Origin of the sequence: Streptomyces sp. NPDC060028 (genome assembly GCF_042736725.1) — a bacterium.
Classification (GTDB): domain Bacteria; phylum Actinomycetota; class Actinomycetes; order Streptomycetales; family Streptomycetaceae; genus Streptomyces.
Genome location: NZ_JBHWVJ010000180.1, coordinates 1 through 1,561, shown reverse-complemented (window position 1 = coordinate 1,561; position 1,561 = coordinate 1). Strand labels below are relative to the sequence as shown.

Below are 1,561 nucleotides of genomic sequence, written 5' to 3'. Positions count from 1 at the left end.
TAGGACCTGTCCGGTCGATCTTTGAGGCTATGGCGTTTGACACCCGTGTATCTCGTTGTCGAAGGTCTCGTCGAGTGAGGTAGAAGGAGGCATGGATACCGCCGTACTTGAACAGATGCTGGACGAGACCTTCGATCAGGCTGTTGTGCACCACGGATACACCAACTACATGCGCGACTACGAGGTCATCGTCTACGCGACGGCTGCTCCTCGTACCGGTATCACGCCATCCCACCTGCGGTATCTCTTCCAGTACTGCGTTGAGGCCCGTTGTGAGACGTCGGTGTCGGCGGAGACCTGGCGGGTCTCTTTGGACGACCGGCTCATCGACCACGAAACCGGTGTCGACCTTGATGGATACGTCTGGGGCGTGAAGTGGCATGACCTCTACCCGGGAGCCAAGCTTCTCCCTGAGTCGGAGGCGACCCGCCGCTGGTCGAAGGCCGTCGGGATCGACTTCCATGAGGTACGCATTGAGACCAACGCACACAACCTGACCTTGGTCTTCTCCGACCTTCAGGTGAGCGAGGTCCCGGTCGGATACACACCCTTCGTCACGGAGTAGGGATCAGGGTTCGTGTGATCTTGTGACCGACGTGTGGTCAGGTCGTTCCTCCCGTCATGGGGCGGGGTGATCTGAGTAATGCCGAGTGGGAACGGCTGCGGCCCTTCCTACCGGTCAGCAACAGGCGTTGTGGCCGATGGCGGGATCACCGGCAGGTGATCGATGGGATTCTGCACCGGGTGCGGACCGGCGTTCAGTGGCGTGACCTGCCTGAACGCTTCGGGCCGTGGAAGACCGTCTACGAACGGCACCGGCTGTGGTCGGCCGACGGGACGTGGGAGCGACTGCTGCAGCAGGTCCAGGCCGCGGCGGATGCGGCTGGTGAGATCGACTGGGACGTCTCGGTCGATTCCACCATCGTGCGGGCGCATCAGCACGCGGCGGGTGCCCGCACTGACCCGCCGCCGGCCCCCGCCTCAAGGGCTAGAACATCAGGACGAAACGCCGTGGCAGAGCCTGCACGCCCGCCTGGTGGAGGTGGTGCGGGAGGTGAGGGCCTGGGCCGCTCGCGCGGCGGGTTCACCACCAAGCTCCACCTGAGCGCGGACGGCCGCTGCCGCCCGCTGTCCCTGATCGTCACACCAGGTCAGCGGGCGGACTGTACGCAGTTCAAACCGGTTCTGGAAAAGATCCGCGTCCCGAAGCTCGGGCCAGGCAGGCCGCGCAAGAAGCCGGACAGCGTTGCGGCCGACAAGGCATACAGCAACGGGCCGTGCCGCGACTATCTGCGGCAACGGAGCATCCGGCACACGATTCCCGAGAAGACCGACAGCCAGGCCGCCCGCCTGCGCAAAGGTTCACGCGGCGGACGTCCACCGGGTTTCGACGAAGAGCGGTACAAGAAGCGCAACACCGTTGAGCGGGCCATCAACCGGCTCAAGCAGCACCGGGCGGTGGCTACCCGCTACGACAAGCGCCGTTACGTCTACCTTGGCACCGCAACCGCCGCAGCCCTCACCATCTGGCTCCGCTCATGATCGGCCGGACAAGTCCTAG

2 protein-coding genes are annotated in these 1,561 nt (G+C 64.4%); both read left to right on the top strand.

Annotation, left to right across the window (positions count from 1 at the left end):
* The first annotated feature begins 91 nt into the window (after positions 1-91).
* The gene (locus ACFWBF_RS37275; protein ID WP_385609271.1) at positions 92-565 is read left to right on the top strand and encodes a hypothetical protein; all 474 of its coding nucleotides are present in this window, start codon (positions 92-94) and stop codon (positions 563-565) included.
* A 56-nt stretch (positions 566-621) separates the two neighbouring features.
* Entirely contained in the window at positions 622-1,542 is a 921-nt protein-coding gene (locus tag ACFWBF_RS37270) for an IS5 family transposase (RefSeq protein WP_385609270.1), read from the top strand.
* The last annotated feature ends 19 nt before the right edge of the window (positions 1,543-1,561 follow it).

What these genes read in the sequence shown, in the direction of transcription:
- ACFWBF_RS37275 (WP_385609271.1), top strand. Translation starts at nt 92, where the DNA reads ATGGATACCGCCGTACTTGAACAGATGCTGGACGAGACCTTCGATCAG.
- ACFWBF_RS37270 (WP_385609270.1), top strand. Translation starts at nt 622, where the DNA reads ATGGGGCGGGGTGATCTGAGTAATGCCGAGTGGGAACGGCTGCGGCCC.